The sequence below is a fragment of the Nonomuraea zeae genome (assembly GCF_005889725.1).
GTDB lineage: Bacteria > Actinomycetota > Actinomycetes > Streptosporangiales > Streptosporangiaceae > Nonomuraea > Nonomuraea zeae.
In genome coordinates, this window is sequence record NZ_VCKX01000172.1 from 1 (window position 1) to 26,121 (window position 26,121).

Genomic DNA, 26,121 nt, shown 5'->3' on the forward strand with positions numbered 1-26,121 from the left:
GTCGCGGGCCGGGGAGGTGGCGGCCGGGCTGGCGCTCGGCTATGCGATCGAGGTGCTGGCCTACATCCCGGCCAGGGCGGCCGGGCTGCCGTTGCTCGTGCTGGTCCCGCCCGCGGCCGTGCTCGGCGCGTTCGCCTGCGTGCCCGGCCTGCGGCGGCACTGGCGCGGCACCGGCGGCGCCGGCGGCAGCGGGGAGCGCATGCCCGCCTGGTGCGCCTGGGCGCTGGCCGGCGTGGTCGCCTACCTGATCACGTGGAGCACGCTCTTCCTGTATCGGCTGCCGATCGGCGCGGCGTACGTGGACATGCCCTACCACCTGGCCCTGGTCGGCGAGGTGAAGAACCACGTGCCCCCGACCCTGCCGTCGGTGCTGGGCGAGCGGCTGTCCTACCACTGGTTCGTCTACGCCGAGATGGCCGCCACGAGCTGGGTCACCGGGATCGAGCCGGTGACGCTGGTCTACCGGCTCGCCACGCTGCCGATGACGGCGGCGACGGTCGTGCTCGTGGCGGTGCTCGGCCGGCGGCTCAGCGGGCGCTGGGGCGGCGGGGTCGCGGCGGTCGCGGTTACGTACTTCCTGTTCGGGCCGGTGCTCCAGGAGGGCGTGGTCTTTCCGACGCGATCGATGTTCACCGCCTGGGCGAGTCCCACGCAGACGTTCGGGGCGTTGCTGTTCGTCCCCGTGATGCTGCTCCTCACCGGCGGGTGGCGGCGGCCCGCCCTGGTGGCGCTGGGCCTGCTGCTGCTGGCGCTGACGGGGGCGAAGGCCACGTTCCTGCCGCTGCTGCTGGCGGGGCTGCTGGTCGTGGTGGCCGTGCGGTGGGTGGTCGAGCGGCGGCTGCGGGCCGAGTGGCTGGTGCCCGCGGCGGGCACGCTGGTGTGCCTGCTGATCGCGCAGTTCGTGGTGTTCGGGCGAGGGGCCCAGGGGACGGCGGTCGCGCCGTTCGCGACGATGCGGACGGTCTGGGGCGTGGTGACGGGTGTGGACATGCCGGCGCTGGCCGCCGAGCCCACGGTGCCGCTGGTGGTGCTGACCGCCGTGCACCTGTTCTGCCTGGCCTGCGTGTGGGGCGGGGTGGCGGGTCTGGGCAGGCGGCTGCTGGAGCCGCCCGTGCTGCTGCCGGTGGGCGTCGGGCTGGCCGGGATCGGCGCGATCGTGCTGCTGGGGCATCCGTCGGACGCGCAGCTGTACTTCCTCGAAGGGGTCAGGCCCTACCTGTCGGTCGCGGCGGTGTGCGGCATGCTGGCCGCGCGTCGGGTGCCGCTGTGGCTGAGCGGCTGCATGGTGGCGCTGGGGGTGGCGGCGGCCGTGCTGGTGTCGCAGGCCGGGGTCACCGGCGGGGCGCTGCTGCGGGTCGTGGTCCCGTACCTGATGCTCGTGGCGGCGGCGCTCGCGGTGTGGCGGCGCGGATACGTGCTGGCGGTGATCGCGCTGCTCGGCGGGTACGCGCTGCCGACGTCCGCCCGTGAGGTGATCGCGCACGTGCTGCCGGAGGAGGACGAACGCGCGGTCCTGATCCCCCAGGGCGCGCAGGAGGCGGGCAGGTGGTTGCGCGCGCACTCGTCGCCGGATGACGTGGTGGCGACCGACCTGCACTGCCGGCCCGTCGCGTGGCTCGAGTGCGACAGCAGGCACTTCTGGGTGTCCGGGTTCAGCGAGCGGCGGGTGCTGGTGGAGGGCTGGGCGTACGCCGAGAGCACGCTGTCGCGGGCCAAGCTGTTCACGACCCCGTACCTCATGGTGCCGTTCGCGGATCCGGGCCGGCTGGCGGCGAACGACGCGGCGTTCAGGAAGCCCTCGGCGGCCGGTGTCCAGCTACTCAGCCAAAAATACGGCGTCAAATGGCTGTTCACCGGGATAAATCCGGAGTTGGGGAAATTTGCCCGATTGCGCTTCCGGAACGCGACGTCCTCGGTCTACGAACTCACCGGACGGTAAAAAGTCTGCCCGTTGATCGAAAGGGTGCGGAGAAACAGCACGCGCCCCGCTGGACGGGCCCAGCACCATTTCCCTGGAGGTCGGCCACCGAGCTAGAAGTCAGGGGATATATGGACACGCGTGCCGCCATGGAGCCGGGCCCCCGCGTCCTCGACACCGCCGCCCGGCTGGCGAGTGTCGACATCGTCATCCCTGTGCTCAACGAGGAGCGCGCGCTGCCCGGCTGCGTGAGCACGCTGGCCGATTTCCTCGACGAGCGATTCCCGCTGCCGTGGCGCATCACGATCGTGGACAACGGCAGCACCGACGCCACCTGGCCGGTCGCCACCGCGCTGGCCGCCGAGTACGAGCGCGTGCACGCCCACCGGCTCGACATCCGGGGCCGGGGGGCGGCTCTGCGCGCGGCCTGGCAGGACAGCCCGGCCGACATCGTCGCGTACATGGACGTCGATCTGTCCACCGACCTCGACGCCCTGTTCCCGCTGGTCGCCTCGGTGGCCAGCGGGCACTCCGAGATCGCCATCGGCACCCGGCTGGCGCCCGGCTCGCGCACCCGCCGCTCGGTGCGCCGCGAGCTGGTCTCGCGCGGCTACAACGCCCTGCTCAGGTACGGGTTCGGCGCGGGCTTCAGCGACGCCCAGTGCGGCTTCAAGGCGGCCAGGACCGAAGTGGTCAGACCCCTGATGGACAAGATCGAGGACGACGCCTGGTTCTTCGACACCGAGCTGCTCCTGCTGGCCGAGCACAACGGGCTGCGGGTGCACGAGGTGCCCGTCGACTGGATCGAGGACATCGACTCGCGGGTGCGGGTGGTCAAAACGGCGATCGACGACTTGAAGGGCCTGGCCAGGGTCGCCTGGTCGATGTCGATGGGCCGGGCGCGGGTGGAGGTGACGCGGTCGGAGCCGACGCCCACGCATCCGGACGCGGTGGTGGCCCGGCCCCGGGCGGTGACGATGGCGAAATTCACCTCGTTCGCCGCTATAGGCGTTATTTCCGGAATTCTGTACACGCTGCTTTATCTCCCACTACGGGAAATCTGGTCCCCCGCGACGGCGAATCTCGGCGCGCTCGTACTGGCCGGGTTCATGAACATCGAGGCGAATCGCCGCTGGACCTTCGGCGCCATCCGCCGCACCACCATGCACATCCGCGCGGCCGTGCTCTTCCTCGCCAATTACGCGCTCACCACCGCGGCCGTGCTCGCGGTGCCCCCCGAGGCCGGGCCCACGGCCGAGGTGGGCGCGGTCGTCGCCACGTACTGCCTGCTCACCCTGCTCCGCTTCACCGCTCTGGACCGCTGGGTCTTCTCCCGTACGAGGAATTGATGGAAACCACTGAGATCCGCCGCCTGATCGCGCTCGAGGACACCCACTGGTGGTATCGCGAGCGCCGGGCCATCCTGCGCAGGGAGCTGCGCGGGCTCGGCCGTCCCGGGCGGGCGCTGGACATCGGCGCCGCGGGCGGCGGGAACACCAGGGTGCTGGCCGAGGAGGGCTGGGACGCCACCGCGGCCGACTACTGCGAGACGGCCGTGGAGATGGCCAGGGAGCGCGGTCTCAAGGCCGTGCGCGCCGACGCGCGGGCGCTGCCGTTCGAGTCCGGCAGCGTGGACCTGGTGACCGCGTTCGACGTGCTGGAGCACATCCGTGAGGACCACCTGGCGGCCGAGGAGATCGCCAGGGTGCTGGCGCCCGGCGGGCACGCGCTGATCGCGGTGCCGTGCGACATGGCGCTGTGGTCGGCCCATGACGACGCCGTCGGCCACGTACGCCGCTACGGCCGCGAGTCGCTGACCGTCGTCGTCGAGAAGGCCGGGCTGCGCGTCGATCGCGTCTGGAGCTGGAACGTGCTGCTGCGCCCCTTCGTGGCCCGGCACCGCCGCCGGTCCGAGGGCAGCGACCTGCAGCGGACGCCGCTCCTGGTCAACGCGGGCCTGTCGGCGATCGTCCGGGCCGAGCGCTACCTGCCGGTCAAGTCGTTCAAGGGCGTGACGTTGTTCCTTCGTGCCCGGCTGGGGAGGTGAGCGCCGCGTGTCACTCGTGCACGACCGGCCCTCGTTCGACCGGCGCCAGTTGGTCCAGGACGCGTGGCGGCTCTACGCGGAGGCCCCGCCCGCGCAGCGGCTCAAGCAGCGGCTGCGGGTGCTGACCTGCCCGTTCGAGGAGATGATCGGGTACGTGCCCGAAGGCGCCACCGTGCTCGACGTCGGCTGCGGCTCCGGTCTGGCCCTGGGCCTCATGGCGGCCAGGGGGCTGCGGATCGAGGGGCACGGGTTCGATCCCTGCCCGATCGCCGTCGGGCTGGCCGCGCGGATGGCGGCCCGGATGGCCGTGCAGATGGCCGCACAGACCGGCCCACAGACCGGCCCACAGACCCATGCACAGACGGGCGCACAGCCGGACGGGCAGGGGGACGTGCGGGCCGGTGGCACCGGGTCCAGCCTGCACTTCGAGTATCGCGACGCCCGGTCGCGCTGGCGGTCCCGTACCTATGACGTGGTGCTGCTGCAGGACGTGCTGCACCAGGTGCCCGAGGCGTGGCAGCGTGGCGTGTTCGGGAAGGCGTGCGCGGCCGTCCGCCCCGGCGGGATCCTGATTTATCAGGACATGAGCGCGCGGCCGCTCTGGCGCAACCTCGCCGGCCGCGTGCACGACCTCCTGGTCGCCCGCCAGTGGATCGCCCCCGTGCCGATCGCGACCGTGGAGGAGTGGGCGGCGGAGCACTCGCTCGTCCCGGAGGTCTCGCGGACCCTGCACCGGGCGGTGTACGGCACAGATCTGAGAGTGTTCGGAAAGCGAGATTAGCTCGACGCACGAACGATCAGCCGGGGCTCTAGGCTGTGACATGTGGTGATTCATGCCCTACTCGCGGCCGCGCTGGCCATGACCTCCGTCCCCGCCCAGACGACGGTCGACTGCAACCGGGTCAAGTGCCTGGCGCTGACGTTCGACGACGGTCCTGGCCCGGGCACGCCCACGCTGCTCAAGACGCTCAAGAAGGAGGGGGTCAAGGCGACCTTCTTCCTCATGGGCAAGAAGGTGGAGCAGCTGCCCTCGATCGCCAAGCAGACGCTCGAGCAGGGGCACGCCGTCGGCAACCACACCTACTCCCACCCCTCGCTGCCGACGCTGCTGGACAACGAGATCCTCGACGAGCTCAAGACCACCCAGGAGCTGATCGAGCAGGCCACGGGGCAGCAGCCGGAGATGTTCCGGCCGCCCTACGGGCACACCGACGACCGCGTGCTCGGCCTGGCGGATCAGACCGAGCTGAGCCAGATCCTGTGGACGGGCACGACGCTCGACTGGAAGCTGCGCGACGCCAAGAAGATCAAGGCGGCCGTGCTCAGGCTGGCCCAGCGCAACGGCGTGATCCTCATGCACGACACGGTCCCCGCGACGGTCAAGGCCATGCCGGGGACCATCAGGGAGCTCAAGAAGCGCGGCTACCATTTCGTCACGGTGCCGACCCTGCTACGGGGCAAGGGTCCGGAGGCCGGGACAAGCTACTTCTGACGCGTCTCCCGGCACTCGGGAATGGGAACCATGGGGAGCGACACCGCGACCGTCACGAAGCCCAGGCCGTGGGTCGCGCTCACGACCTTCCTGATCATCCAGGCGGTGCTCGGATGCTGGTGGGCGGCGCTCTACCCCGGTCTGTTCAGCCGCGATTCGGTCCTCTATCTCAGCCACACCGTCGTCGGCCCCTGGATCAGCGATCACTCGGTGGTCTACGACGCGCTGATGTGGCTGAGCTTCACCAAGACGGGTGACCTGGGCGCCGTCAGCTTCGCGCAGACGACGGCCATGGCCGGGGCGCTGACGTTCCTGGCGCAGTCGCTCAAGGCGCTCGGAGCGCCGCGCCTGCTCACCACGGCCGTCGCCGTGCTGATGCCGCTGGCGCCGCCGGTGGGCGCGTTCGCCGTGACGTTGTGGAAGGACGTGCCGTTCACGATCTGCGCGATCGCGATCGCCGGCGTGTGCGCGCGGATGGCGGCCAGGCGGACCGTGTCCGTGCCTGCGCTGGTCGGGCTGGGCACGCTCACGACGCTGCTGGGGCTCTTCCGCGCGAACGGTTTCCTCGTCGTGGGCGTGGCCGTACTCGCGCTGATGGTGATCGTCCGGGCCAAGCGGGTGCGGCTGCTGCTCACCGGCACCTTCGCCGCCGCCCTGCCCCTGCTGCTCAGCAACCTGGTGTTCCCGCAGTTCGGCATCGCCGCCCCGTCGAAAACGTACGTCTACCACACGGCCTTCGGCGACATCGCGGTCGCCTACCGGGACCGTCCCGAGCTGTTCAGCGGCCAGGACATCGCGCTCATGACGTCCGTGGCCCCGCTGCGCCGGTGGTGGGAGGGCGGCACCTGCTACACGGTCAACCCGCTGATCTGGCGGCAGGACTTCAGCTGGCAGCAGGCCGACGCGCACGCCACCGAGCTGCTCGGCCTGTGGCGGCGCCTGCTGACCACCGAGCCGCGCATGATCGTGGACACCCGCCTGTGCCGGGGGTCGATCGCGTGGCGGCCGGTGCAGGACGACCTCGCGACCGGGGGGATGACCTACCGGCTCTCGCGGCGGCCCAACGCCGACACGTACGTGGGGCCGGCCAAGGTGCCGGACTTCCCCGGCCGGTGGGTCTTCTCGCTGCGCCCGCTGTCCGCCGAGCTGAACCAGGTGGCCGATCCGTACCTGACGGGCGCGCTGGCTCCTGAGTACGACTGGGTGCTGTGGCGGGGGGCGCTGTGGGCGTACGTGTCCTATCTGGCGGTGGTGCTGGGGGCCCTGGCGCTGCGGAACCGGTACGTGCTGGGGGTCGCGGCGGTGGTGGCGGGGCAGCAGCTCACGGTCCTGGCCAACATCTCGGCGCAGGACTTCCGGTACATGGCCGCGCCGATCTTCATCGGGGCGCTGCTGGTGCCGCTGGCGCTGGGGAGCGTGGGGCGGCTGCTGCTGGCGCTCGTACGGCTGGCGCGGCCGGCCCGCCGCGTACGGGAGCCCGAACTCGTCGAGCCCGTCGGGGATGCCCCTGCCTCGAAGCCGCCGGATCAGCTGGGCTGACCGGGCGTGCGGACCAGGCCGGGGAGCCGCCGGATCAGCTGGGCTGACCGGGCGTCCGGACCTGGCCGGGGAGCCGCACCACGGTGACGAAGAACTCGTCGATCTGGCGGATGACGGCCAGGAACCGCTCCAGGTCCACGGGCTTGGTCACGTAGGCGTTGGCGAACAGCTTGTAGCTGCGCAATATGTCCTCCTCCGCCGAGGAGGTCGTCAGCACGACGATCGGGATCGCCCGCAGCTCCGGGTCGCCCTTGATCTGCTCCAGCACCTGGCGACCGTCGTATTTGGGCAGGTTCAGGTCCAGGAGGATGAGGTCGGGCCGGGGCGCGTCGCCGTGCGCGCCACGCTGGTAGACGAAGTCCAGCGCCTCCAGGCCGTCGCGGACGACGTGGAGCCGGTTCTTGATCTTGTTGTCCTCGAACGCCTCGCGCGTGATGAGCTCGTCGCCGGGATCGTCCTCGACAAGCAGCACCTCGATCGGTTGCGGAGTGGTCATGAGTTGTTTCCTTCGATCTGGTGCTGTGTGGGGCCGGGCAGGGTGAAGCAGAGGCGGGCGCCGGTCGTGTGGTCGGTGTCCAGCCAGATCCGGCCTCCATGATTCTCGACGATCTTCCGGCACATCGCCAAACCGATGCCGGTGCCGCTGTAGGCCTCGCGGTTGTGCAGGCGCTGGAAGATGACGAAGATCTTCTCGGCGAACTCGGCCTCGACGCCGATGCCGTTGTCGGTGACGGAGAACTGCCAGCCCTGCTCGTCGGCGGGCTCGTACGCGATCTTGATGCGCGGCGATCTCTCCGGGTTGCGGAACTTGATCGCGTTGCCGACGAGGTTCTGCCAGAGCAGGCTCAGCATCGTGGGGTCGCCGACGACGCCGGGCAGCCGCTCGGGGCGCTCGATCTCGGCGCCCGACTCCTCGATGGCCGCGGACAGGTCGTCGAGCGCCTTGTCGAGTGCCTCGTCCAGCTCGACCGGCTTGTGGTCGTCGTACAGGCGGCCCACCCGGGAGAAGCTCAGCAGGTCGTTGATCAGCACCTGCATCCGGGTCGCGCCGTCCACCGCGAAGTGGATGTACTGCGCTCCGCGGTCGTCCAGCACGTGCCCGTACCGCTTCTCCAGCAGCTGGCAGAAGGTGGCGATCTTGCGCAGCGGCTCCTGCAGGTCGTGGGAGGCCACGTACGCGAACTGCTCCAGCTCGCCGTTCGAGCGCCGCAGCTCCATCGCCTGCTCGCGCAGCAGGCTCTGCTGCTCGCGGGACTCGCTCAGCGCCTGCACCATCTTGGTGCGCATCAAGTCGACGTCTTTGAACACCTCGCGGAGGTCCGCCGGGCCGTGCTCGGGGATGGGGTGGTCGAAGTCCCCCGTCGCGATGCGCCGGGAGGCCACCCGCAGCCCGTCGAGCGGCCGGCCGACCGCGCGGCGGACCAGGACCGTCATCGCGATCCCGGCCAGCAGGAAGAGCACGAGCATCGCGACGAACGCCCAGTCGCGGATGCCCTGCACCTGCCTCAGCTCCGCCTGGACCTGCGCGCGGGACTCGCCCAGCTGCTCGGTCAGCCGCCCCAGCAGCGTTCTGACCTGGTCGAACGACTGCTTGCCCGCCGAGGCGTCCTGGACGTCGTCGTCCGCCTGCTTGGCGACGATGGCCGGCTCGGCGTAGCTCGTACGCCAGGCGGCGGCCGCGGCGCCGACCGCGTTCAGCTCCTTCAGCAGCGCGGGGCGGTCTCCGACGAGGCCCTTGAGCCCCCCGGTGCTGCGCCGCTCGGCGGCCAGCCCCTCCGAGTACGGGCGCAGGAACTCCCGGTCGCCCGTCAGCAGGAAGCCGCGCACGCCGGTCTCCTGGTCGAGCAGGGCGTTCTGCAGCTCGGCGGCTTCGATCCTGGCCGGTGAGAGGCGTTCGGTGAGCTCGTCCGACAGCCGGGTGGTGCGGCCGAGCATGATCGTGGCCACGGCGGCGCAGGCGAAGACCAGCACCGTGATGGTGGCGAGCACCACGACGAACCAGCCGTGCACCGTCAGGCGCCGCCAGAGCGTGGTGGAAGTCGTGCTGCTGCTGCTCAAGATTCGTCTTTCCAGCGAAGGTGTACCACGGCGATGTCGTCCGCGGCTGTCTCGGGAGCGGCGATCGCCTCGACGTCGGCGATCAGCGCGTCGAGGAAGCTCTCGCCGTCGAGGCCCGCCCGTTTGCCGGCGAGTTCGAGCAGTCCTTCCTCCCCCAGCCACCGAGGCGACTCACCGGGCAGGCGGCGCTCGAACAGGCCGTCGGTGAACAGGGTGAGCCCGCCGCCGGCGGGCAGCTCCATGACGTGCTCGCGCCAGTTCCCCTCCATCGGCAGGCCGAGCGCCGGGCCGGGCTCAGGCTCGGCCAGCGACACCCCGTCCGGGGCGTGCACCAGCATCCCCGGGTGGCCGGCCCGCCAGACGCGTATCGTTCGCTGGTCGGGCTCCAGCATCAGCGTGGACATCGTCGCGAAGATCTCCCCGCCCGCCCGCTCCGCCTTCAGGATCCGTTCGAGCTGCCGCAGCAGCGACGTGCCCGTCACTCCGCTGAGCACCAGCGTGCGCCAGGCGATGCGCAGGCAGACGCCCAGGGCGGCCTCGTCCGGGCCGTGCCCGCACACATCCCCGATCACCGCGTGCACGACCTTGTCGTCGGACTCGACGACGTCGAAGAAGTCGCCGCCGAGCGTGGCCGAGCCCCTGCTGGCCCGGTAACGGGAGGCGACCACGATCGGCATGTCACCGAGCAGCGGCGTGGGCAGCAGCCCGCGCTCCAGGCGGGCGTTCTCCTTCGCGCGCACGCGCTCGGCGTGCAGCGCCACCGCCGCCTGCTCGGCCTGCTTGCGCTGGATGGCGTAGCGCAGCGTCCGGCCCAGCCACTCGGCCTCCACCCGGCCCTTGACCAGGTAGTCCTGCGCTCCCGCGGTCACCGCCGCGAGCCCCGCCTGCTCCTCGGCCAGCCCCGTCAGCACGACGACCGCGGCGTCCCCTGCCTCCTCCAGCACGGAGGACAAGGCAGAGAACTCGTACGCGTCGGGCAGGCCGAGATCGAGCAGCACGCACTGCGGCCGCAGCCGCGCCAGCTGTCGGCGCGCCTCGTCCACCGAGCGCGCCAGCTCCAGGCGCACGTCGAAGCCGCTGTCGTCCAGCAGCTCCTGAACGATCAGCGCGTCTTGCGGATCGTCTTCGACGAGCAGCACCAGTGGCTGCTTGCCCCGGTCACGTGCTTGGGCCATGTAGGCAGGTCACCCCTCTTGATGCGCCGAACGTACCGGCGCATCAGGCGTCTCATTGCCAACTACCGTGCGAAGTTGGCCCAGAGGTGCCCACTTTTCCCAGAAAGAGTCGTTATATGCGTGCATAGATAAATGAATTTTAGCCGCGCGCGCGGTATGCACGGTGGCCAACGCCCTTCGACCAGGCCGGTTGCCGGCGATCAGTCCGCGTCAGGCGCGCCGAACCATCGTTCAAGTGACGCTTCGAGCGAGTGACCGCGGGCGGCCGAGGTCCACGCCACGTAGCCGTCGGGCCGGACGAGCAGCGCGTCGGCGACGTGGTCCGCGCGGCCCCTGAGCACGTCCACCCGGCTCCCCCACCGGGCGGCCGTCCCCACCAGGTCGTCGCGTCCGGCGAGGTCGAGCAGCAGGCCCCGCCCGCCGTGCAGCGCCTGCGCCAGGCGCAGCTCCCCGCCGGCGGTCTTCAGCTCCAGGTCCGCCGCCATCCGCCCGGCTCCGGGCACGCCCACGTCGTAGGTCGTGTCCACCGCGCTGATCATCCCGCTCAGGTACTCGTTGACCTGGTCGAAGCGCATCAGCTCGGCGAAGAGCTCGCGCAGCGGGTCCACCGCGGGGTCGGGGTCGGCCAGCGCGGTCTGCGCCCGTACGTTCCACAGCACCCGCGCCCCGACCGGGTGCCGCTCGGCGTGGTAGGAGTCGAGCAGCCCGTCCGGCGCGGTCCCGCGCGCCTCGGCCGCCAGCTTCCAGCCCAGGTTGAACGCGTCCTCCAGCCCGGTGTTGAGGCCCTGGCCGCCCCACGGGAAGTGCACGTGGGCGGCGTCGCCCGCCAGCAGCACGCGGCCCTGGCGGTAGGTCTCGGCCTGCAGGGCGGCGTCGCCGTAGCGGGACAGGCCGCGCGGGTCGGCCATGGGGACCGGGCGGCCGGCGATGTGCTCGGCGGCGGCCTGAAGCTCCTCCAGCGTGACGGGCGCCTCCCGGTCGGCGTGCGGGGCGCGGAAATCGTAGGTGGTGAGGCGGCTGTGCCCGGCCGGGTTCAGCCAGACGATGATCCAGCCGCGCGGGGTGCGGGTGTAGCCGGGCGGCACGCCGTACGGGTCGAGCAGCCGCACGTCGCCCATCAGCGCGGCGACCCGCGCCCCCGTGCCGGCGAACGGTATGCCCGCCGCCTGCCGCACGACGCTGCGCGCGCCGTCGGCGCCGACGACGTACCGGGCGGCCAGCTCGCGCCCGTTGACGGTCAGCGTCACGTGGCCGTCGTGCTGCACGAGCCCGGTGACCTCCTGCCCGCGCCTGATCTCCGCGCCGAGCGCCGCCGCGCGGCGCGCGAACACCTGCTCGGCCCACGCCTGCGGGCTCCCCACGATGCTCGGCCCGCCGTCCGTGACGGCCCCCAGGTCGAGCCCGAACATCCCGGAGAAGTGGAAGCTCACGCTCCCGTACGTGGTCCGCCCCACCGCCTCCAGCAGCCCCCGCCGGTCCAGGCTCTGGGCGGTACGGGCATGCAGCGTCCCCGCCTTGGACTCGCCGGTGGGGACCCGGTGGCGTTCGAGCACCAGCGGGCGTACGCCCTGCAGCCCCAGCTCGGCGGCCAGCAACATGCCCACGGGACCGCCACCCACGACGACGACCTCGAACACGGCAGACCTCCTTCTTCCTGCGCCCACCGATCGAACACCGGGCCCGCCGCTCCGGTTTCGTCTGTTTGTACGGGAGCGTCGAACAGTCCCTCCATACGGGATCCTCGTACGAACCTGGGTGTCCCGTCAAATCACTGTTCGCAAGTTCCGTACGATTGACGGCATGCTGCACCCATCGCGTGACCAGATCCAGCTGGTGGACGTCTTCGCCGCCCTCGGGCACCCGGTGCGGGTGCAGATCGTCCGGGCGCTGGCCTCGGGCGAGGAGCTCTTCTGCGGCGAAGTCGTACCGGACGTGCCGAAGTCGACGCTGACCGGCCACTGGCGGGCGCTGCGCGAGGCAGGCGTCATCTACCAGCGGCCGGAGGGCCGCAAGCTGTTCATCCGGCTCCGGCGCGACGACCTCGACGCCCGCTTCCCGGGACTGGTCGAGCTGGTCCTGGCCGAGGAGCAGGCCGCCTCATGAAGGCCCTCGACCACGCGTAGGCGCCGTGTAAATGAGGGTTTCAGCCTGCGGTGGGGGTTACTCCCACTCGATGGTGCCCGGGGGCTTGCTCGTCACATCGAGCACCACCCGGTTGACCTCCGGGACCTCGTTCGTGATCCGCGTGGAGATGCGGGCCAGCGTCTCATAGGGCACGCGCGACCAGTCGGCCGTCATCGCGTCCTCCGACGTCACCGGCCGCAGGACCACCGGGTGCCCGTACGTGCGCCCGTCTCCCTGCACCCCCACCGACCGCACGTCGGCCAGCAGCACCACCGGGCACTGCCAGATCTGGCGGTCGAGACCGGCCCGCGAGAGCTCCTCGCGGGCGATCGCGTCGGCCTCGCGCAGCAGTGCGAGGCGGTCGCGGGTGACCTCCCCGACGATGCGGATGCCCAGGCCGGGGCCCGGGAACGGCTGGCGCCAGACCATCGCCGACGGCAGTCCCAGCTCCTCGCCCGCGCGCCGCACCTCGTCCTTGAACAGCGCCCGCAGCGGCTCCACCAGCTTGAACTGCAGATCCTCCGGCAGGCCGCCGACATTGTGGTGGGACTTGATGTTGGCGGTGCCGGTGCCGCCGCCCGACTCCACCACGTCGGGGTAAAGGGTGCCCTGGACCAGGAACTCCACCGGCCCGTCGGCCATGATGGCGCGCTGCTCGTCCTCGAAGACGCGGATGAACTCGCGCCCGATGATCTTGCGCTTGTCCTCCGGGTCGGAGACGCCTTCGAGCGCCTTCAGGAAGCGGTCGGCCGCGTCCACGACGCGCAGCTTCACGCCCGTGGCGGCCACGAAGTCGCGCTCCACCTGCTCGGCCTCGCCCTTGCGCAGCAGGCCGTGGTCGACGAAGACGCAGGTCAGCCGCTCGCCGATGGCGCGCTGGACGATCGCTGCGGCCACCGCGGAGTCGACGCCGCCCGACAGCGCGCAGATCGCGCGGCCGTCACCGACCTGGCGGCGGACGGCCTCGACGGAGTCTTCGACGATGTTGAGCATGGTCCACGAGGGGCGGCAGCCGGCCGCGTCGAGGAAGTGCTTGAGCACCGCCTGGCCGTGCTCGGAGTGCAGCACCTCGGGGTGGAACTGCACGCCGTAGAGGCCACGCTCGACGTGCTCGAAGGCGGCGACCGGCGTCTCGCGGGTCGAGGCGGTCACCGCGAAGCCCTCGGGCGCGGCGGCGACGCTGTCGCCGTGTGACATCCAGACGGTCTGGCTCGCGGGCAGGCCCGCGAAGATGACGCCCTCGTCGAGGACCTCCAGCGCGGTGCCGCCGTATTCGGCGATGCCCGTGCGGGCCACCTCGCCGCCCAGCGCCTGCGCCATGGCCTGGAAGCCGTAGCAGATGCCGAACGTGGGTACGCCGGTGGCGAACAGCCCGTGCGGCACGGGCGGCGCGCCCTCGGCGTAGACCGAGGAGGGGCCGCCGGACAGGATGATCGCCTTGGGGTTCTTCGCCATCATCTCCTCGACCGGCATGGTCGAGGGAACGATCTCGGAATAGACGTGGCACTCGCGCACGCGCCTGGCGATGAGCTGCGCGTACTGCGCGCCGAAGTCGACCACCAGCACTGTGTCGAATTCAGACACCGAGAGAACCCCCCAAAGGCGAAATGCGGTGCCCTCAGTGTATCGGCCTTGTGCATTACGCCTGGCCTGGTACCGGCACTCGTGCTAACACAGAACAATGGATCTTGTCTGGCCGGCGACGGCGTGGGCTCTGTGGGTCGCCACGCTGGCCGCCGCCTTCAAGTTGTCCAGCCGCGGGCGCGTGCCGGGCCTGCCCGAGCGGTACGAGGTGCCCGCACCCGTGGCGGAGCTCTTACGCGGGATGCGGTCGCAGGAGGTGTTCCATTCGACGCTGTCCGAGCTGGCCGGGCGCGGGCAGGTGTCGATCGAGGGCGACCGGCTGTCCCTGACCGGGGCCGGGGGTGAGCCGTTGGCGGCGTACGAGCGGTGGGTGCTGGAACGGGTCACCGATCGCCTGGCCGGCGCCCCGTACGCGCGGGTGGTCGCGCTCATGCCCGAAGGGCGCGACCTGGACGGCGGCTTCGTCCCGCTCGTCCGGCAGTGCGCCATCGACCTCGGTCTCGCGCGGCGGCGCTGGCCGAGCCTGATCGTGCCGGTGCTGCTGGCCGCCGGGCTCGTCGTCCCCTGGTACGCCACCGTGTCGGCGGCCGGCCTGTCGTGGCCGGGGATGATCGCGACCATGGTGTCGTTCGTGGCGGGAGTGGGGCTCCTCATGGGGGGACGGGGATTCCTGCTGACGGCGCGCGGGCGGGAGGTGGCCAGGTCCGGCCCGGCCCCGGTGCGCCCGGAGCAGGAGTGGATCTTCACCGGCAGCGGCTGGCACGGCGTGGAGATCGAGGCCGCCGGGCCGGTCCCGGAAGGCCCCAAGCGCCAGGAGGTCACCGGCCACGTCGTCAAGCGGTGGGTCGCCGCGGGGCCGGGCGGCGCCGGCGCGCCGGAGTTCCACATCGCCCTGCACGACGGCAGCTCGGAGCAGGCCACCGCGTTCCTGGTCGATCAGGGCGTCTACCAGGACGTGCTGCCGGGCGACTCCGTCCGGCTGCTGTTCAGACCGCGCAACGGCACGGTGGTGCGGGTGCTGGCCCACGAGCGTCACTGGTAGCCGGGCAGGCCGCCGGTGAGCAGGGTCTCAGTGTGCGCCCGTAAGCGCTCGGCGTACTTGGGATCGGTCAGCACCAGGAACCGCTCCTCGCGCACGGCCCGCACGACCAGCTCCGCCACTTCGGACGGCTCGATCCCGCGCTCGGCGGACCTGCCGATCGCCTCCTCCATGTCCCGCTCGTCCTGGGTGCGGGCGGTGGCGGGCCCGTCGGGGCGTACGCGTGCCGAGTCGCCGATGCGGGTCCTGACCGCGCCGGGGCAGAGCGCGGTCACCCGCAGCTTCGACCCCGTGGCGGCCAGGTCCTGGGCGAGCGCCTGGGAGGCGGCCAGCGCGGCGTATTTGGTGACCGCGTAACCCCCCGCCCCCTGCGTGGCGAACAGCCCGGCCACCGACACCGTGTTGACGATGTGGCCCTCGGTGTCCTGCTCGACCATGCGCGGCACGAACGAGCGGATGCCGTGCAGCACTCCCCACAGGTTCACGCCGAGCAGCCAGGCGAAGTCCTCCTGCGTACGGGTCCACATGTGGCCGCCCTGGAAGACGCCGGCGTTGTTGCAGAGGACGTGCACGGCGCCGAGCTCGCCGAAGCAGCGGTCGGACAGGTGCTGGACGGCGGCGGCGTCGGAGACGTCCGTGACCTGCGTGAGCACCCGGGGCCGGCGGGCCGGCGCGGGTGACGCCTCCGAGAGACCGCCGGTCTCAGCGAGTGACGCCTCCGCGAGCATGCTCGTCTCCGCGAGGCCGCCGGGGTCGACGTCGGCGAGCATCAGCGTCATGCCCTCGGCCGCCAACCGGACGGCCAGCGCCCGTCCTATCCCGCTGGCCGCACCCGTCACCACCGCCACCTTGCCGGAGAGCTCGCGCACGGACCGACCTCCCTGCCCAACCCGACCGCCGCCACAGGACGCCTCCTGACCGGCCTCGGCCGACCCAGCGCTTTCGGGGCTTTCGGGGCTTTCGGGCGATCTCAGCCGGTCAGCTCGGACGCTACAGGATGTCGCCGATCAGCCCCAGGGGCGGCGAACCGAGATCGAACAGCGCCTTGTGGAAGCGCTGCAGGCTGAACCCCGCGCCCCACTCCTTGCGCGCCTGCTCGCGCAGGTCGAGGATGAGCAGCTTGCCCCAGGTGTAGCGCCCGTACGTCGGGTCGAACGACGCCCGCCGCGCCTCCGACAACGCGGCGGGCCCCGCCAGATGCGTGTCGGACTCGAAGCGCCTGGCCCCCTCCTCGACCGTCATCTGCCCGGTGTGCACGCCGATCGCGCAGGCCAGCCGGGTGACGCGGATCAGCGCCTCCACCCACACGCCGATCTCGAAGCGCGGGTCGCCGGACTCGAACCCCTCCTCGACGCACAGCTCCTCGGCATAGTGCGCCCAGCCCTCGATGAACGACATGGACTGCAGCAGCCTGCGCACCTCCGACGGCGCCCGGCGCAGCGCCCTTCCGTGCGAGAAGTGCCCGGGAGCGACCTCGTGCACGTTGATCGCCGGCAGGGTGGCCCGGCTGAACACCTCCAGCCACTCCTCCTGATCCTGCGCGGGCCAGGAGGAGTCGGGCGGCGTGATGTAGTACCAGGACGGGCCCTCGGGCTCGCCGGGCGAGTTCCAGGCCATCATCGCCATCGCCCAGCGCCGCGACTCGGGAGCCAGCCCGACCAGGCACTCACCGTCGTGGTAGGGCACGAGGTCCTTCTCGCGGGTGAACGCGATGGCCTTCTCCGTGCCGATCCGCGCCGCCTCGATCACGCCGTCGGCGTCGGGGTGGTCCTTGACCAGCTCGCGTACGACGTCCAGCGGCGCCCGCCCCTTCTCCCCCAGCTTGGCGCACGCCTCGGTGAGCAGCCCCATCAGCCGGTCCCGCTCGGCGTCGGCCCGCTGCGCCAGCCGGCCGAGGTCGACGGGCAGCCCTTCGGCCGTGCCCATCAGCCGGGCCAGGGCCTCGCCGCCGAGCGCGGCGTCGGGGTCGCCATCGGCGGCGGCGCGCTCGATGTGGGCGACGAGCCGCCCGTGCGCCTCCAGCGCGGACTCGTCCGTGATGCCGGCCGACAGGCCCCTGGCCGCGCCGACCAGCGACTGCGCGACGGGAGCCGTGACCTGGTCGAGGGAGTCGATCGCGTGGCGCACGGCGTCGGGCCAGAGCGCCAGGTGGGCCGCCTTGGCCGCCTCCCGCTCCTCCTGCGGGCCGTAGTCACGGTCGTAACAGGCCAGGTCGAGGTTGGACAGGTGGATCAGGGGGTTTTTGCGGTGCAGCTCCAGCTCGGCGTACTGGGTGCGCAGGCTCTCCTCGAACACCTCCAGGTGCCTGGCGTCATGCGGATCGGCGGGTGCGGGCCCCTGGCCGAGCCTGGCCAGCCCGTCCCGTACGCCGCCGGGAGACAGGTCCTGGATCCGGCCGTCGTACTCGTGCCGGCCGCCGCCCTCACGCGCCTCGGCCACGGTCAAGTCGGTGATGGCCCGCAGCCTGGCATCAAGTTCTGTCATGTCGCCGACGCTAGCGCACAGCTGCGCACGAGATCAGTTTCGGATAATTCAGGCGCATTCCGGTCTCGTGGAATGTGAAAATTGTCCGCATGGCCCTCAAGATCACGACACTCGCCGAACGCCCCGAGCTCGGGTCGTCGTTGTTCGACATGGACCACACGTGGCACGAGTTCATGTTGCAGGATCCGATCGCCGACCTGTTCTATCCGTTCGCGACCACGACGCACGCCGAGCACGTGCTGGTGGCCGACGACGACGCGGAGCCCGGCCGGCTGGTGGCGCGGGCCTGCATGACCCCGTACGTGGTGGGAGGGCCCGAGCTGCCGGACGACGGATGGGACGGCGTGATCCGGTCGGGGTGGCTGGGCCGCGCGCGGGGCACGCGGCCGGACGGCGTCTCCGCGCTGGAGATCACCGTACGCCGGGATCTGCTCGGCACGGGGCTGTCGTCGCAGATGCTGGCGGCCATGCGCGAGCACGCCGCCCGGCTCGGCTACAGCGAGCTGGTCGCGCCGGTCAGGCCGAACGGCAAGCACCTCGAACCGCACACCCCCATGACCGAGTACGCCTACCGGACCCGTCCGGACGGCCTGCCGCACGACGCGTGGCTGCGGGTGCACGTGCGGGCCGGCGGGAAGATCGTCAAGGTGGCGCCGCGCTCGATGGTGGTCACGGGCACGCTGGAGGAGTGGCGGCGGTGGACCGGGCTGCCGTTCGACCGCTCCGGGGCGATCGAGGTGCCGGGGGCGCTCAGCCCGGTGCACTGCGACCTGGCCCACGACCACGCCGTCTACGTGGAGCCGAACGTCTGGGTCAGCCACCCCCTCGTCTGACCCCCCTTCCGGCCTCATAAGGGGGTCGGGCGGTCTCATACGCGGGCCCGATGGACTCATACGCGGGCCCGGTGGCCTCATACGCAGGTCCGGCGGCGCAGTTCGTCGGTGTATTGGCCGACGTCGAGCCCCTTCACGGCGGCCCACTCGTCGTCGTGGCAGGTCGCCAGATGCCGCTCTGCCGCGTCTCCCAGCAGCGACACCACCGTGCCGGTCTCGCCCCTGGCCCGCATGCGCTCGACCAGCTCAAGCGCCGCCCACAGCGCCGTGCCGGAAGAGGCGCCCACCGGCAGCCCGGTGACCTCCCTGAGCTGCCTGGCCGCCGCCACGGAGGCCGCGTCCGGCACGGGGATCACCAGGTCGACCAGGTCGGGGCGGAACCCGGGCTCTACTCGCGGCCGGCCGATGCCCTCGATGCGCGACGGCATGCCGGTGGCGTAGTCGGGGGTGTCCAGGGTCCAGCCCGGGAAATACGCGGAATTATCCGGGTCGGCCACGGCGACCCGGCAGGTCGCGCCATGGTCATCCGGGTCGGTCATCGGGACCCGGCGGACCGCACCCTGGTCATCCGGGTCGGCCGTCGAAACCTGGCGGGTCACGCCGTGGTCATCCGGATCGGCAACCGCGCCCCGGCGGGTCGTGTCCTGATCCCGGAGCCAGCCGCCGAGCGTTGCCGACGTCGCGCCGGTGCCCGCCCCAGCCACCACCCAGTCGGGCCGCACCTGGCCGAACAGCTCCTCCGCCAGATCGTGCGGGACCGCCCGCCCGAACTGGTCCAGGAAGTGCCCCTCGATCCGGCGTGCCGCGTCGTAGATCGCCAGTGGCGGCGTCACGAACCTGCACTCCCCGCCCAGCGCCTCCACCGGCCCGGCCCGCGCCGGGCTGCGGGCGCCCGGCATGACCGCGATGTACGGCAGCCCGAGCCGCTGGGCGAACCACGCCTGGGCCACGGCCGCGTTGCCGCCCGTCGCCTCCACCACGGTCGTGCCCTCGGTGACCGAGCCGTCGAGCACGGCCTGGCGGAACAGCGCCCTGGCATGCCGGTGCCGCAGGCTGCCGGTCGGGTGCGCCGACTCGTTCTTCAGCAGCAGCCTGATCCCGGACCCAGGCAGGGGGAAGTCGATCAGCGGGGTGGGCGCCCCCGCTGCCAGCACGTCGAGGGCTCGCGCGTTCCAGGTCACCGCTCCACCATGTCAGGCCCGGCCGGCCCGGGCCGCGTCCGTTCGCCACGAGCGAGCACCGTTCGCCACGAGCGAGCGCCGTTCGCCACGAGCGAGCGCCGTTCGCCACGAGCGAGCAGCCCGCCGGCCGCACCGCGCGTCGCTCGGAAGCCCGGGCATCGCTCAGGAGAGCGAGACGCGCTCCCCCGGCGCGAGCAGCCGGAGCCGGTCGCCGGAGCCGGCGAACGCCCGCGCCACCGTGTCCCTCCCCTGCGTGAAGTGCTCCCAGTGCTCGAAGTGCAGCGGCACCACGTACCGCACCCCGAGGATCTCGGCGGCCCTGACCGCGTCCTCGCTCGACAGCGTCAGATCCCCGTCGACGAACGGCGCCCGGGCCCGGCCCGCGAACAGCAGCGCCACGTCCACCCGCCCGGCCCACCTGGCGACCGCGCGCACGACGTCCAGCGAGGCGTTGTCCCCGCTCACGTACACGGTCGGCAGCCCGTCTCCGCTGAGCACGAACCCGGTCACCTCCCCCAGCAGGTGCTCGGTCCCCGGCGGCCCGTGCTGCGCGGGCACCCCGGTCACCCGCAGCGACTCGCCGAACTCGTGGAAGGCCCAGTTGGACAGGGCACGTACGGGCACCCCGGGCAGCCGCGAGGCCGCCGACTCCGTGGAGAGCACCAGCGGCACGTTCGACAGGGCGATCCGCCCGGCATTGTCAAGATTGTCGGGATGCTGGTCGTGCGAGAGCAGCACCGCGTCCACCGGGCCGATGTCGTCGAACCCGAACGCGGGCCCCGACGTCTTCTCGAGCGCCCAGTCCCCGATCGGATACTTGCCGGGCGGGTCGAACGTGGGGTCGGTCACCAGGCGCAAGCCGCCGATCTCCACCACCGCCGTCGGCCCTCCGGCGTAACGAATCTCCATGGGCGCAACGACACACTGTTATTCCCGGCTAGTCCACCAGCAGCCCATTGATGACCCGCCACGTCGAGCGGTGGCAGAGCGCCCGGAAGTCGGCCTCGTCCATCCCGATCCGGCCGCTCAGGTACTGCTGGACCAGCCCTTGCGCGCACGACGTGACGGCCAGCGTGGTCTCCAGGACGTCGTCCTCGCGCAGCAGCCCCGTCCGCATCCCCTCCTCCACCAGCGTGGTGACGACGCTGAACGGCGGCCCCTGACCGTCGCGGAAGTCCTCGGGGAAGCGCCGCGCGCCCGCCCACGCGTCGGAGATCAGGAACCGGTAGAGGTGCGGGCTGCCGAGCGCGACGTCGAGAAAATCGTCCAGGGCCCCCGAGATCCGCTCCTCCAGCGTCCCGCCTGAGGAGGAGCGCCGCGTCCACGCCTCGGCCAGCTCCCTGGCGCTGCGGTCGGCGACGGCCCGCAGCAGGGCCTCCCTGTTCGGGAAGTGCCGGTAGATGGCCATGGCCGTGATGCCCACCGCATCGCCGACCCGCCGCATGCTGACCGCCTCGACGCCCTGCTCGACGAGTATCCGCTGCGCGACGGCCACGATGCGCGCGGCCGTACCCTGCTCGTTCACGTATACAGCGTATACGAAAACCGCGAGCCGCCCCCGGCTCGCACAGACCGCCGACCGAGCGCGGCCCGGCTACTTCAGCCGCAGTCTCCGCATCGTCTTGAGCGTGGCGGCCAGCGTGTTCGCCCACTTCTCGTACGGCAGCCCGCGCGGCGGCTCGAACCCCAGCCAGCTCGCCTGCGTGGCCACCGTCTTCGACTCGGTGTAACGCAACAGCCCCTCGGCGCCGTGCCTGCGCCCGAGCCCCGACGCCTTCATGCCCCCCATGGGCGCGTCATAGGAGGCGTAGGCGGAGGCGTACCCCTCGTTGATGTTCACGGTGCCGGCCCGGACGCGGGCGGCCAGCGCGCGGCCGCGCGTGAGGCTGGCGGTCCAGATGGAGGCGTTCAGGCCGTAGATGGTGTCGTTGGCCAGCTCGACCACCTCGTCGTCGGAGGAGAACGGATAGAGCGCCACCACCGGCCCGAACGTCTCGTTGCGGCACAGCTCCATGTCCTCGGCGACCCCGGTCAGCACGGTCGGCTCGTAGAACAGCGGGCCGAGGTCGGGCCTGGCCCGGCCCCCGGTCAGCACCGTCGCCCCCTTGTCCACGGCGTCGGCCACGTGCGCGCTGACCGCGTCGAGCTGGCGCTGCGAGGTGAGCGAGCCCATCTGCACCGACCAGTCGTGGCCCGCGCCGAGCTTGAGCCGCCCGACCTGCTCGGCGAAGCGCGTGGCGAACGTGTCGAACAGCGCGGCGTGCACGTAGAGGCGTTCGATCGACAGGCAGAGCTGTCCGGCGTTCGCGAAGCAGCCCCTGATGGCCCCCTGGACGGCCAGGTCCACGTCGGCGTCGTCGAGCACCACCATCGGGTTCTTGCCGCCGAGCTCCAGCGAGCAGCCGATGAGCCGCTTGGCCGCCTCCTCGGCGATCTTCCTGCCACCGCGCGTGGAGCCGGTGAACGCCACATAGTCGGCGTGGTCCAGCAGCGCGTCGCCGATCTCGGCGGGCTCGCCCAGGACGACCTGCCAGATCTCGCGCGGCATGCCCAGCTCGGCCAGCAGGTCGATGGTCCACAGCGTGGACATGGCGGTCTGGGTGTCCGGCTTGTGGACGATCGCGTTGCCGGCCAGCAGCGCGGGCACCGCGTCGGTGACGCCGAGCGCCAGCGGGTAGTTCCACGGGGAGATCAGCGCGACCACGCCCTTGGGCTGGCGCAGCTCCGCCACACGGGTGGCGGCGGGGAAGATGCCCTTGCGCCCGCGCGGCGCGAGCAGGCCGGGCGCGCGGCGGGCGTAGTAGAGGCTGCAGCCCGCGACGTCGAGCACCTCCTCGAAGGCGTGCTTGCGCGCCTTGCCGGTCTCGTTCTGGACGATGTCCAGGATCTCGCTCCTGCGATCGAGGATCGCGTCGTGCAGCAGCAGGAACGGTTTCGCCCGCGCCGCGGCGGATCTGGCCGACCACTCGATCTGGGCGGCCCTGGCCCGTTCGTATGCCCTCCTGACGTCATCAGCGTCGGATATGGGCAGCTCAGCGAGGTTTTCGCCGGTAAAGGGGGAGGCGATGTGCCGTGTCCTACCGCTGGACGTCACGTGCATGTCCGAAGGATATTCCGCTGCGCTACCCGCCGGTAGTTTTTGCGGATCCGCGGCATAGGGCCAGAATCCCTTCATGGCATCCTTCGCTCCGCTACGACCCGGAGATCCACAGCGGCTGGGGGGCCTCGGTCTTGTCGGCAGGCTCGGAGAGGGCGGTCAGGGCGTCGTCTACCTCGGTGAGGACCACTCGGGCACGCAGGTGGCCGTGAAGTGGCTGCGACCCGATCTGTCAGGCGACCAGGTGAGCGTCGAGCGGTTCCTGCGCGAGGTCCAGGTGGCCCAGCAGGTGGCTCCGTTCTGCACGGCCGCCGTCCTGGGCACCGGCGTCGAGCAGGACCGGCCGTACATCATCAGCGAGTTCATCGAAGGGCCGTCGTTACAGCGGGTCGTGCAGGAGGAGGGGCCGCGCACCGGGACGGTGCTGCACCGGCTGGCCATCGGCACCGCCACCGCGCTGGCCGCCATCCATCAGGCCGGGATCGTGCACCGCGACTTCAAGCCGGCCAACGTGATCATCGGGGCCGACGGGCCGCGGGTGATCGACTTCGGCATCGCCCGCGCGCTGAACGCCACCTCGACGATCAGCAGCATGGTGGTGGGCACGCCGTCGTACATGCCGCCCGAGCAGATCATGGGGCATGCCGTCGGGCCCGCCGCCGACATGTTCTCGTGGGGCAGCGCGATGGTCTTCGCCGCGTCGGGGCGGGCGCCGTTCGGGAGCGACACGATGCCCGCGGTGATCAACCGGGTGCTCAACCAGAACCCCGACCTGGGCGTGCTCGACGGGCCGCTGCGTGACGTCGTGGCCGACTGCCTGTCCAAGGACCCCGCGCAGCGGCCCACCGCCGAGCAGGTGATCATGCGGCTGCTGCAGCACCCGGCGCCCAGGTCCGGCATCCTCGCGCAGGCCGCCGCCGAGGCCGCGCCGCAGCCTTTCCCCTCGGGCCCGGTGCCCCCGAACTCCATGCCGCCCCAGGGCTCGGGACCGCACTACGCGGGGCCCGTCCCCCAGGGCGCCGGCCCCTACTCCGGCCCCGTCCAGCACGCCGGGCCACCGTCCGGCTCCGGGCCCGTCCAGTACGCCGGGCCGCCGTCCGGGCCTGTGCCGCCGCACTCCGGCCAGTTCATGCCACCGCACCAGGGACAACCGCCCCATCAAGGACAACCGCCCCACCAGGGGCAGTGGCATCAGCCCGCGCCGCCCTACGGGCCGCACACCGGGCAGTCCAGCGCCTACGGCCCGGCGACCCGGCAGAGCAAGAACCGGGCCCCGGTGATCGCCGGCATCACGGTGGCCGTCGCGTTGCTGCTGCTCGCCGGCGTGGTCGTGTTCATCCAGTTCGACAAGTCGTCGATGGCGGGCCCCACCCCGACCCCGACCTCGACCCGGCGTACGACGACGACGCCCAGCCCGTCCCAGACCCAGGCCGCCGGCGTGCCGCGGACCGGCACCAAGCGGGCTCTGCCCGGCGGCGAGATCTCGCTCTACGAGAACCCGTCCGACGCGATCGTCCTGACCTCCTACGAGATCTACGACGAGAAGCTGAAGGAGTGGGTCGACTACGCCAGGGGCTCACTGCGCGGCACGTTCTCGAAATACTCCGACAACCGGGAGTCGATGGTCTCGCCCGACGGCCGCTACCTCGCGACCAGGAGCAAGCAGTACAGCTCCGACGACTTCGACTTCATCGTCGTCATCGACCGGGAGACGAGCCGGCGAACGACGATCAAGACCGTCAAGGAGCCGGCGATCAGCAGCATCAGGGCCTGGTCGAAGGACGGCTCGAAGATCCTGCTGAACGTCGAGAAGAAGACCGGCAGCACCTGGTTCTACACCGGCTTCGTCGTGGTGGACGTGGCCGCGGCGAAGGCCGTTCCGGTCCTCGTCCAGGACAGCTCGGTCAGGAAGACGGCCTACGGCTTCGACGGCGACGACGAGGGCACGGTCAACGTCTACGGCGACGAGAAGAACCTCGGCCTGCGCTTCTTCGACGCCCAGGGCAAGTCCACCCACTCCGCGCAGGGCATCGGCACCCTGTCCGCCGGCACGCAGGACATCTTCTCGCCCTCGGGCAAGTCGTTCGTCACCAACTGCCCCAACGGCGGCGACGGCGACCACTGCCTCTGGGACGCCTCCTCCGGCGAGCGCATCCGCAAGTTCTACTCCGACTGCGACAAGGTCCTCGGCTGGTACGACGAGACCCACCTCTACTGCTGGGAGCAGAACAACAACGCCAACGACGAGGTCCAGGTGATCGACTTCAACGGCAAGCTCCTGCGCAAACTGCTGGAAGTGCCGGATGACCTGGACTTCAGCCCGATTTTCACCATCAATCCAAACAGAGGCTCCTGAACCATCTGACTCGGACAGCCGTCAATGAGGGCATGAAGACGCTGATCCGTACGGCTGTGACCGCCGCGGCACTCGCGACGGTGACGGCCGCCTGCACCTCTTCCACAGGAGGAACGGCGCCGCCCCCCAAGGTGAGCCTCGGCGCCGTCCGCCTGGTGGCCTACAACGACTGCGACGACGCGCTGTCCGGCCTGCGCGAGCACGCCGCCCGGAACGTCGGCCCATGGGGGTTCGGCAACGCCGTGCCGCTGATGTACATGGAGGACGCCAGGTCGGTCACCCCCAACGCCAAGAGCACGGCGGAGGCGCCGGAGCACTCCACGACCAACGTGCACGAAGCCGGCGTGGACGAGCCGGACCTGGTCAAGACGGACGGCAACCGCGTCATCACGGTCAACGACGGGACCCTGCGGATCGTCGACACGGCCACCAGGAAGGTCACCGCCTCGCTCAAGCTCACGGACACGGGCCGCCCCGGCGGCGGCGCCGCCGACCTGCTGGTCTCCGGGGACCGCGCGCTGGTGTTCTTCCGCGGCGGCGACATCATGTACAAGTCCTTCGCGCCGCCCGGCGAGACCGAGTACGTGCTGGTCGACCTGGCCGGTGAGCCCAAGATCCTGAGCCGGATCAAGCCGCAGGGCTCGTACGTGGACGCCAGGATGATCGGCTCCACGGTCCGGCTGGTCACCCGCAGCGGGCCGGAGATCACGTTCCCGCAGCCGAAGGACGACGTCTCGGAAGCCGAGCGGACCAGGATCAACCAGGAGGCGGTCCGCAAGACGCCGCTCGACGCCTGGCTGCCCAAGATCGAGATCACGGACGCGTCCGGGAGCGTCAAGAAGGACACGGTCGCGTGCGAGCGGGTCAGCCACCCGGCCGACTACACCGGCACCTCGCTGCTCACCGTGCACACCATCGACCTGGCGCAGGGCGTGACCGCGGCCGGCACCGACCCGATCAGCCTGGCCGCCGACGGCGACACCGTCTACGGCACCGGCACGAGCCTGTACGTGACGAGCAACCCGCGCTGGTGGTTCACCCCGGTCCGCCCGCTCCCGGTCGAGGACACGCCGGCCACCACCTCCAGCGCCGCCCCGGCCAAAAAAAAAAAAAAGATTGTATATACTCTACAAACACCAACTACACATGCTTCTGTTTATACTCCAACTGGAGAGACTGTATAATTGATTTAAA

At 71.3% G+C, this 26,121-nt stretch carries 22 protein-coding genes; 11 read left to right on the forward strand and 11 right to left on the reverse strand.

Annotated features, from left to right (window positions below):
- From ETD85_RS63610 to ETD85_RS39570, 6 genes are all read left to right on the forward strand, one after another.
- A partial coding sequence (locus ETD85_RS63610; protein ID WP_170247096.1) for a hypothetical protein occupies positions 1-1,939 on the forward strand: 1,939 nt, incomplete at its 5' end.
- A gap of 110 nt (positions 1,940-2,049) precedes the next feature.
- Complete coding sequence (locus tag ETD85_RS39550) at positions 2,050-3,267, forward strand: glycosyltransferase (RefSeq protein WP_138694954.1); 1,218 nt, start codon at positions 2,050-2,052, stop codon at positions 3,265-3,267.
- Positions 3,267-3,965 carry a class I SAM-dependent methyltransferase gene (locus ETD85_RS39555; RefSeq protein WP_138694955.1) on the forward strand — a complete coding sequence of 233 codons (699 nt, stop codon included), beginning with the start codon at positions 3,267-3,269 and terminating at the stop codon, positions 3,963-3,965. The genes ETD85_RS39550 and ETD85_RS39555 overlap by 1 nt, the downstream gene beginning before the upstream one ends.
- Positions 3,966-3,972: 7 nt before the next feature.
- Entirely contained in the window at positions 3,973-4,746 is a 774-nt protein-coding gene (locus ETD85_RS39560) for a class I SAM-dependent methyltransferase (protein ID WP_138694956.1), read from the forward strand.
- Between the two features lie 42 nt (positions 4,747-4,788).
- Complete coding sequence (locus tag ETD85_RS39565) at positions 4,789-5,457, forward strand: polysaccharide deacetylase family protein (protein ID WP_138694957.1); 669 nt, start codon at positions 4,789-4,791, stop codon at positions 5,455-5,457.
- A 30-nt stretch (positions 5,458-5,487) separates the two neighbouring features.
- Positions 5,488-6,996: a hypothetical protein gene (locus ETD85_RS39570; RefSeq protein WP_138694958.1), complete on the forward strand. Its 1,509-nt coding sequence runs from the start codon at positions 5,488-5,490 to the stop codon at positions 6,994-6,996.
- 34 nt (positions 6,997-7,030) lie between these two features.
- On the opposite strand, the gene ETD85_RS39575 is transcribed toward ETD85_RS39570, so the two are convergent.
- The 4 genes from ETD85_RS39575 to ETD85_RS39590 form a co-directional block, all read right to left on the reverse strand.
- Positions 7,031-7,492 carry a response regulator gene (locus tag ETD85_RS39575; RefSeq protein ID WP_138694959.1) on the reverse strand — a complete coding sequence of 154 codons (462 nt, stop codon included), beginning with the start codon at positions 7,490-7,492 and terminating at the stop codon, positions 7,031-7,033.
- Positions 7,489-9,054, reverse strand: coding sequence for a sensor histidine kinase (locus ETD85_RS39580; RefSeq protein ID WP_170247097.1), 1,566 nt, complete (start codon positions 9,052-9,054; stop codon positions 7,489-7,491). Before ETD85_RS39580 ends, ETD85_RS39575 begins: the two co-directional genes overlap by 4 nt.
- A complete protein-coding gene (locus ETD85_RS39585; RefSeq protein ID WP_138694960.1) occupies positions 9,051-10,229 on the reverse strand; it encodes a PP2C family protein-serine/threonine phosphatase in 1,179 nt (392 codons plus the stop codon). The genes ETD85_RS39580 and ETD85_RS39585 overlap by 4 nt, the downstream gene beginning before the upstream one ends.
- A gap of 200 nt (positions 10,230-10,429) precedes the next feature.
- Entirely contained in the window at positions 10,430-11,866 is a 1,437-nt protein-coding gene (locus tag ETD85_RS39590; RefSeq protein ID WP_240779727.1) for an FAD-dependent monooxygenase, read from the reverse strand.
- A 163-nt stretch (positions 11,867-12,029) separates the two neighbouring features.
- Between ETD85_RS39590 and ETD85_RS39595 the strand changes: the two genes are divergently transcribed.
- The gene (locus ETD85_RS39595; protein WP_138694961.1) at positions 12,030-12,332 is read left to right on the forward strand and encodes an ArsR/SmtB family transcription factor; all 303 of its coding nucleotides are present in this window, start codon (positions 12,030-12,032) and stop codon (positions 12,330-12,332) included.
- Positions 12,333-12,389: 57 nt separating this feature from the next.
- Here ETD85_RS39595 and guaA read toward each other — a convergent pair whose 3' ends face one another.
- Positions 12,390-13,937: a glutamine-hydrolyzing GMP synthase gene (gene guaA, locus ETD85_RS39600; protein WP_138694962.1), complete on the reverse strand. Its 1,548-nt coding sequence runs from the start codon at positions 13,935-13,937 to the stop codon at positions 12,390-12,392.
- 97 nt (positions 13,938-14,034) lie between these two features.
- Between guaA and ETD85_RS39605 the strand changes: the two genes are divergently transcribed.
- Positions 14,035-14,979: a DUF2207 domain-containing protein gene (locus ETD85_RS39605; RefSeq protein WP_138694963.1), complete on the forward strand. Its 945-nt coding sequence runs from the start codon at positions 14,035-14,037 to the stop codon at positions 14,977-14,979.
- Here the strand turns inward: ETD85_RS39605 and ETD85_RS39610 are convergent.
- Positions 14,970-15,845, reverse strand: coding sequence for an SDR family NAD(P)-dependent oxidoreductase (locus ETD85_RS39610; RefSeq protein ID WP_170247098.1), 876 nt, complete (start codon positions 15,843-15,845; stop codon positions 14,970-14,972). The two genes, ETD85_RS39605 and ETD85_RS39610, sit on opposite strands and share 10 nt — an antisense overlap.
- Positions 15,846-15,966: 121 nt before the next feature.
- The gene (locus ETD85_RS39615) at positions 15,967-17,460 is read right to left on the reverse strand and encodes a DUF885 family protein (protein WP_138694965.1); all 1,494 of its coding nucleotides are present in this window, start codon (positions 17,458-17,460) and stop codon (positions 15,967-15,969) included.
- An 89-nt stretch (positions 17,461-17,549) separates the two neighbouring features.
- Here ETD85_RS39615 and ETD85_RS39620 point away from each other — a divergent pair, with 89 nt between their 5' ends.
- A complete protein-coding gene (locus tag ETD85_RS39620) occupies positions 17,550-18,293 on the forward strand; it encodes an N-acetyltransferase (RefSeq protein ID WP_138694966.1) in 744 nt (247 codons plus the stop codon).
- A gap of 77 nt (positions 18,294-18,370) precedes the next feature.
- On the opposite strand, the gene ETD85_RS39625 is transcribed toward ETD85_RS39620, so the two are convergent.
- The 4 genes from ETD85_RS39625 to ETD85_RS39640 form a co-directional block, all read right to left on the reverse strand.
- Positions 18,371-19,474, reverse strand: coding sequence for a PLP-dependent cysteine synthase family protein (locus ETD85_RS39625; protein ID WP_138694967.1), 1,104 nt, complete (start codon positions 19,472-19,474; stop codon positions 18,371-18,373).
- 162 nt (positions 19,475-19,636) lie between these two features.
- Entirely contained in the window at positions 19,637-20,383 is a 747-nt protein-coding gene (locus ETD85_RS39630; protein ID WP_138694968.1) for an MBL fold metallo-hydrolase, read from the reverse strand.
- A 28-nt stretch (positions 20,384-20,411) separates the two neighbouring features.
- Positions 20,412-20,999 (reverse strand): TetR/AcrR family transcriptional regulator, encoded by a 588-nt coding sequence (locus tag ETD85_RS39635; RefSeq protein WP_138694969.1) that lies wholly within the window; start codon positions 20,997-20,999, stop codon positions 20,412-20,414.
- A 69-nt stretch (positions 21,000-21,068) separates the two neighbouring features.
- Positions 21,069-22,574, reverse strand: coding sequence for a succinic semialdehyde dehydrogenase (locus ETD85_RS39640; protein WP_138694970.1), 1,506 nt, complete (start codon positions 22,572-22,574; stop codon positions 21,069-21,071).
- 73 nt (positions 22,575-22,647) lie between these two features.
- Between ETD85_RS39640 and ETD85_RS39645 the strand changes: the two genes are divergently transcribed.
- Together ETD85_RS39645 and ETD85_RS39650 are read left to right on the forward strand one after the other, a co-directional pair.
- Positions 22,648-24,927, forward strand: coding sequence for a protein kinase domain-containing protein (locus ETD85_RS39645; RefSeq protein WP_138694971.1), 2,280 nt, complete (start codon positions 22,648-22,650; stop codon positions 24,925-24,927).
- A gap of 32 nt (positions 24,928-24,959) precedes the next feature.
- Complete coding sequence (locus ETD85_RS39650) at positions 24,960-26,111, forward strand: beta-propeller domain-containing protein (protein ID WP_240779728.1); 1,152 nt, start codon at positions 24,960-24,962, stop codon at positions 26,109-26,111.
- Positions 26,112-26,121 lie beyond the last annotated feature (10 nt).